The sequence below is a fragment of the Lentilactobacillus dabitei genome (assembly GCF_019061365.1).
GTDB lineage: Bacteria > Bacillota > Bacilli > Lactobacillales > Lactobacillaceae > Lentilactobacillus > Lentilactobacillus dabitei.
Map to the genome: position 1 here is coordinate 46,755 of NZ_JAHPPD010000006.1, position 6,713 is coordinate 53,467.

The window sequence follows — 6,713 nt, forward strand, 5'->3', positions numbered from 1 at the left end:
AGTTACTGACCAACTTTGACCTTTGAAATTATTATACAACAACATATGATGTAATCAAGTAATTGGACTGAACAGATCATTTAAGGAGATGATTAACCATTGGCAGAAGACGTAAATTATGAGGAACAACTGAAGAAGCTAGAATCCGGAGAGCTTGATAGGATTGAAGTGCACCCAGACCACTTCATGGATTTCCAGGTGGCCTACATGAATTTTGACAAGCGCAAGCGGGTGATTGGGACCGCAAATCAAGGTGGTGTGGTGACATATGTTTTTGAACGCGACGAAGATGACAAAAAAACGCAATAAATGCTGTAAGCGGTTGAGGTTAAGCTTGTATTTTGGTTGATATATTGCTATTCTAAGATGAGTAAGGAATAATTTTAACTTTAAAATTATTTTTCGGAGTTTATAAAACTGATCAGAGGAGAATGATTTATAATGGAAAAACGTGAATATAACATTGTGGCAGAAACAGGAATTCATGCTCGCCCAGCTACTTTATTAGTCCAGACGGCAAGCAAGTTTAACTCAGATATTACCCTTGAATATCAAGAAAAGTCCGTTAACTTGAAATCAATCATGGGTGTGATGTCATTGGGTGTTGGCCAAAGTGCATCAGTAACAATTACTGCTGACGGCGACGACGAAAAGCAGGCAATTGCTGCAATCAGTGAAGCAATGAAGTCTGAAGGACTCACTGACTAATTCATGTTCATTGTGATGAATACTAGACTTATAAATAACTTAAAAAACAAGTTGCTAACGGCTATAAACGGTTGATTAGCAGCTTGTTTTTTTAGTTTGACTCGTTTGCAATACTAGAACTAAACCAATATAATTATAACGATTGTTACACTACAGTGCCGTCTGCAATGGGTGAAGCGGTCACTTTGGCACAGTGTGCAGATCTGGGCGCACATTTTAACGACACGGTCCAGATACTACCGTTAGTGGTGTTGCTGCTGCCTTCGAAATACTAAATTGTACCACCAGAAAGGGGAATTAGTCGTGAACATTGGAATTTTTACTGATACCTATTTCCCACAAGTCAGTGGGGTCGCCACCTCGATTCGAACGCTTAAGAACGAGTTGGAACGGCAAGGAAACCAGGTTTACATTTTTACGACGACTGATCCTCACGTTGATAAAGATACATATGAACGAAACATATTCAGATTTTCCAGTATTCCATTCATTTCCTTTACAGATCGGCGGATCGCAGTTCGGGGGCTTTTTCAAGCTTATGAAATTGCTAAAGAGCTGAATTTAGATATCGTCCATACCCAAACGGAATTTTCAATGGGTGTGATTGGAAAATTTGTAGCCAAGAATTTGAATATTCCCTGTGTTCATACTTATCACACAATGTATGAAGATTATTTGCATTACGTTGCCAATGGTAAGCTGCTCAAACCTGTCCATGTTAAGGAAGGTACTTTGGCATTCTGCTATCACTTATCTGGCGTAATTGCCCCAAGTGATCGCGTGCTCGACAAATTAACGGACTATGGGGTTAAAAGTCAGATGCGGATCATCCCAACCGGAATCGATATTGGCATGTATGCCAAAGAACTTCATACCGATATTCGAACCAAGTATCACATTTCAAGGGATACGCCGTTGATGTTATCTATCAGCCGGTTAGCTTATGAAAAGAATTTAGCCCAAGTCATTGACTGGGTGCCGGATATTCTTACTAAGGTTCCCGATGCAAAATTAATGATTGTCGGCGATGGTCCGGCCAAACAAGATTTGATGGATCAGGCTGATAAGCTCGGGTTAGCTGATCACGTGATCTTTACTGGCGAAATCAGTAATGACCACGTGAACGCATTTTATCGGGCTGCGGATGTGTTTGTTTCTGCCTCTGAATCTGAATCTCAAGGACTGACCTATATTGAAGCGATGGCTGCTGGGTTGCCCGTTGTCGTGACAACAAGCGACTACACGGATGCGCTGTTAAACAACCGGACGTTGGGGCAAACCTATCACGATGCTTCAGGATATGTGGATGCGGTTGTTAACTATCTCACGGAACCTGTCCAAAATAACACAGGGAAAGCCAAAGGAATTTTACAGAAAAAGCTCAAGACGATTTCTGCTGAAACATTTGCCGATCGGGTTGTCGATTTTTATCATAACGTGACGGTTGAACAGGAGTTGCCAAAAGATCCAACGATTAATATCGAATAATTACTGTTTCTGAAGGAGTTTCTATGCTTAAGATCAACATGTTCTCGACTGCCGACAAGGTTAAGGGCCAAGGTGTGGGTAGTGCTTATGATGAATTAATTGCGATGTTAAAGCAGCGCTTTCCAAAGGACTTTCAGATTACAATTAATAGTTATGCCAAAGCGGATATCAGTCACTATCACACGATTAATCCCAGTTTTTACCTTTCTACCTTCTCCAAGAAGCGGGGCCGAAAAATTGGCTACGTTCATTTCATTCCAGAGACTTTGGAAGGTAGTTTAAAAATTCCTCAACCGTTTAAGGGAGTCTTTTACAAATACGTGATTGCGTTTTACAAACGGATGGATCATATTGTTGTCGTGAATCCATCGTTTATTCCCAAGTTGGAGAAGTATGGCATTCCAAGTGACAACATTACGTATATTCCAAATTTTGTGAGTCCAACTGAGTTCTATCCTGCTGACAATCAGCGTAAACGCGAATTGAGAGCGACTCATGGGTACAAGCAAGATCGGTTTACGGTGTTAGGCAGTGGTCAAATTCAAACTCGAAAAGGCGTTTTGGACTTTGTTGAACTTGCCAAACGCAATCCAAGTGTCCAATTTATCTGGACGGGTGGCTTTTCGTTTGGCAAGATCACTGAAGGGTACGCGGAACTCGAGAAAATTGTGAAGGACCCGCCCAGCAATTTAGCTTTCCCGGGGATCATCGATCGTCAAAAGATGGTTGATTATTATAACCTGGCCGATTTATTTATCTTACCATCATACAATGAGCTATTTCCAATGTCTGTCTTAGAGGCATTTGCGACCAATACACCAGTCATGTTGCGTGACCTGGACTTGTATAAGTCGATCATTGACGGCTATTATTTGCCCGCAAAAGATGTCAATGAGATGAATGACCAACTAGTAGGGCTTATCACCGATGACGCCAAGCTGAATGAATTGAAGCAAGTAACGAAAACGGCTAGTGAGCGATACTCAGAATCTCACTTGGCAAAAGTTTGGTATGATTTTTACAGGAAACAAGCTGAGGAAGGGTAACAATGTCACGAAATAATAAAATCACCCTATTTGTAATGGTGATCATTGGTGCTGCCATTCTTGCGTACTCGATGAAGGACATCAAGTTAAGTGTATTGATTCATGATTTTTTCACCCTTGATCCGTGGTGGTTGCTGGTGGCATTTCTATGTATTTGTGCCTATCTAGTGATTGAAGGTTTCGTCACCAAGGTGTTGGTTTCAAACCGCGTTGAGAATTTTACCCTCAAAGATGCGTTACGAGTGCCATTAGTCGAACAATTATTTAATGGAATTACGCCGTTTTCGTCTGGTGGCCAACCTGGGCAACTCATTGTGATGCTCCAAACCGGGATTGACGGCGGTCGTGCGAGTTCGGTTCTACTAATGAAATTCGTTGTTTATCAGGCGATGATTGTTATCAATTTTTTTATTAGTTTAATTATTGGGTTTCATTTTGTTGCCAGTAAGCTGCATTTTTTGGCATTGTTCGTGCTATTTGGTTTTTTGATCCATTTTTTTGTGATCGTTGGCCTCTTAATGATTATGTATTGGCCAAGATTCACTAAAAAAGTAACCAAAATCCTTTTTCATCCGGTAAAATGGTTTACAAAAGACGAAAAATATTATGCCATGCGGGTTACTCTCTATGAAAAAATCGACAACTTATATGAGGAAAGCATTCGGATTGGTCGTCAGCCAAAGCTGTTATTAAAGGTTGTCGTGCTCACTTTCTTCCAATTATTGTTCTATTACCTGATTCCATATTTCATTATGCTCTCACTTGGCTATTACAGTGCCAATATTTTCATGGTAACCAGTCTCCACATTATGATTGTCATGATTATTTCACTCTTTCCGATTCCTGGTGGGTCAGGTGGTGCTGAGTTTAGTTTCGAATCATTGTTTCATAGTTTTATTTCAAGCAATAGTAAGTTGGTACTTGCCATGATTCTCTGGCGTTTATTGACATACTACTTCGGAATGGCTGCTGGGGCCTTTGCTTTATTAACCAAACCAGATAAAGTTGATGATTCTGATAAACCAGCTTGAATGGCTGCTTATCGGATATTTTTGGAGGAACAAAGATGATATCTGATAAAAAATATCGTTTTTCGAATATTTTGAATACTCGGTTGGGATTTTTCTTCCTGATCGTCATACTTTTTTGTATTAAAACGTATATTGTTTACCTAACCAAGTTCTCGCTTGGTGTTAAGGGTGGGATGCAGGAGTTCCTGCTGGCAGTGAATCCAATCCCAGCTGCCTTACTGACGTTTGGAATTGCTTTATACTTTAGTGGTCGACTTTCATACTGGCTGATGATGATTATCGATTTCTTGGAGACTATCTGGATCTTTGCTAACATTGTCTACTATCGGGAATTCTCCGACTTTTTGTCAATGGGAATCATTAAGGGAAGTGGGAACGTTCAGAACAATCTCGGAAAGAGCCTCGTCGAAATTGTTCGATTTAGTGACTTCTTTATTTTCCTGGATATTTTAATTCTGATTGGATTACTTGTTTTCCATGGGATTAAGACAGATGCCCAACCGTTCAAAAAGCGTTATGCCCTTTTGATTTCGTTCATTTCCCTATTGTTAATGGGGGGTGAGTACGGACTGGCCAATTCTGATCGGACCGGTCTATTAACTCGGACTTTTGATAATAACTATATTGTTAAATACTTAGGACTAAATGAATACGCAGCATTTAATGCGTACCAAACTCAAAAGGAATCGGCTACCCGGTCGCATGCAAAGGCGAGTGACATGGATAGTATTTTGAAATACTTAAAGCACACCAGAGCCAAACCCAATCCAGCGTATTTTGGTAAGGAAAAGGGGAAGAATGTCTTTATCATTCATTTGGAAAGTTTCCAACAATTTTTGATTAATTACAAAGTGGATGGTAAGGAAGTCACACCACACATTAACAAGTTTTTCCGTAACAAGAATACTGTCAGTTTTGATAATTTTTATCATCAAGTTGCCCAAGGGAAAACTTCAGATGCTGAAATGATGTTGGAGAACTCACTTTATGGCTTGCCGCAAGGTTCAGCAATGGTGACCTATGGCGCACAAAATACGTATCAGGCAGCTCCTGCGATCCTCGATCAGCGGGGTTATACGACTGCTGCCTTTCATGGTGATGTTCCCAGTTTTTGGAACCGGGATAGTACATACAAGTCCTGGGGCTATCAGTATTTCTTTAGTTCACAGTATTACAAGATCAAGCCTTCATACAGTGTTGGTTATGGCTTGAAAGATAAGATCTTCTTTAGAGATGCCGCTAACTATATTCAACAATTACCCCAACCGTTCTATGCAAAGCTGATTACGCTTACCAATCATTATCCGTATGAATTGGATAAGAAGAATACCGATTTTCCTGCAACGACAACGGGTGATAAGACGGTCGATCCATACGTTCAGACCGCCCATTACCTTGACCAGGCATTTGCAGAATTTTTGAATTATCTTCGTAAGACTGGCTTGATGAAAAATAGTGTCATTGTGGTTTATGGTGACCATTATGGGATTTCCAATAATCATCGGCCGGCGATTGCCCAGCTCCTACACAAGAAATCGATTAATAATTATGATCTTGCTCAGTTCCAGAAGGTACCCTTTATGATCCATGCAGATGGCCTAAAAGGGAAAGTTGATCATAGTTATGGTGGTGAAATCGATGTGCTGCCTACTTTGCTACATCTACTGGGTGATAAGAATAACAATACGATTCAATTCGGTACTGACTTGTTATCCAAGCAGCATGATCAGCGGGTTGCCTTTAGAAACGGAGATTTTGTTACTCCTGAGTATACAAAGGTTGGTAGCACGGTGTACCTGACTAAAACGGGTCAGGCAATCACCCCCAATGCCAAGCAAAAGAAGGAAATTGCCAGCATCCAAAACCACGTAACAACCGAATTATCGCTTTCAGATCGAGTGATTTATGGTGATTTGCTACGCTTCTATACACCAAAGGGATTCAAGAAAGTGAACCGTAAGGACTTTACCTATCAATACACTAAAGGGATTGATAATTTAAAGAAGGCCCAAGAAAAACATCTAACAAGTATTGAAGCCAAGAATGGCGGTAAGTCGACCATGAGTTTATATAAGACGGATGCGCCAGAATTAAAATAAGGTGATGGCTCTGAAAGACCAATTTATATTGATCTTTTGGGGCTTTTCTTGTTTTTAAAACCCACTAGAAGCATTTTATAAAATTGTTTTGAATTTATGCTTGACGGGAGCCCGAATTTTCGGTATATTTATAGATGCTGTTTCGAAGGTATGTCATTTCAACTTAAAAGTGATTTAAAAAAGTTTGTTGACATATTGATAGCAGCGTGGTATATTTAAATAGTTGTCGCGGAGGACATATGAGCCTTTTAAAACAACGTTGTAGACCTTTGAAAACTGAACAAAATTTTCGACAAACAAATGTGCAGGGCGTTCCGATTCATTTCGGAACCAAACATTTG

The 6,713-nt window shown here is 40.2% G+C and carries 6 protein-coding genes; all 6 read left to right on the top strand.

Translation table 11 applies throughout. The features are described 5' to 3' along the window. Positions 1-99 precede the first annotated feature (99 nt). The 6 genes from KTE19_RS01840 (at position 100) to KTE19_RS01865 (ending at position 6,372) form a co-directional block, all read left to right on the top strand. Positions 100-309: a hypothetical protein gene (locus KTE19_RS01840; protein ID WP_217163938.1), complete on the top strand. Its 210-nt coding sequence runs from the start codon at positions 100-102 to the stop codon at positions 307-309. Between the two features lie 132 nt (positions 310-441). Next, positions 442-708, top strand: coding sequence for a phosphocarrier protein HPr (locus tag KTE19_RS01845; RefSeq protein ID WP_217163936.1), 267 nt, complete (start codon positions 442-444; stop codon positions 706-708). A 303-nt stretch (positions 709-1,011) separates the two neighbouring features. After that, a complete protein-coding gene (locus KTE19_RS01850) occupies positions 1,012-2,196 on the top strand; it encodes a glycosyltransferase family 4 protein (protein WP_217163935.1) in 1,185 nt (394 codons plus the stop codon). A 23-nt stretch (positions 2,197-2,219) separates the two neighbouring features. Then, positions 2,220-3,242, top strand: a complete 1,023-nt coding sequence (locus KTE19_RS01855; RefSeq protein WP_217163933.1) for a glycosyltransferase family 4 protein — start codon at positions 2,220-2,222, stop codon at positions 3,240-3,242. A gap of 2 nt (positions 3,243-3,244) precedes the next feature. Further along, positions 3,245-4,273, top strand: a complete 1,029-nt coding sequence (locus tag KTE19_RS01860) for a lysylphosphatidylglycerol synthase transmembrane domain-containing protein (protein WP_217163931.1) — start codon at positions 3,245-3,247, stop codon at positions 4,271-4,273. A 35-nt stretch (positions 4,274-4,308) separates the two neighbouring features. Then, positions 4,309-6,372 (top strand): LTA synthase family protein, encoded by a 2,064-nt coding sequence (locus tag KTE19_RS01865; RefSeq protein ID WP_217341481.1) that lies wholly within the window; start codon positions 4,309-4,311, stop codon positions 6,370-6,372. Positions 6,373-6,713 lie beyond the last annotated feature (341 nt).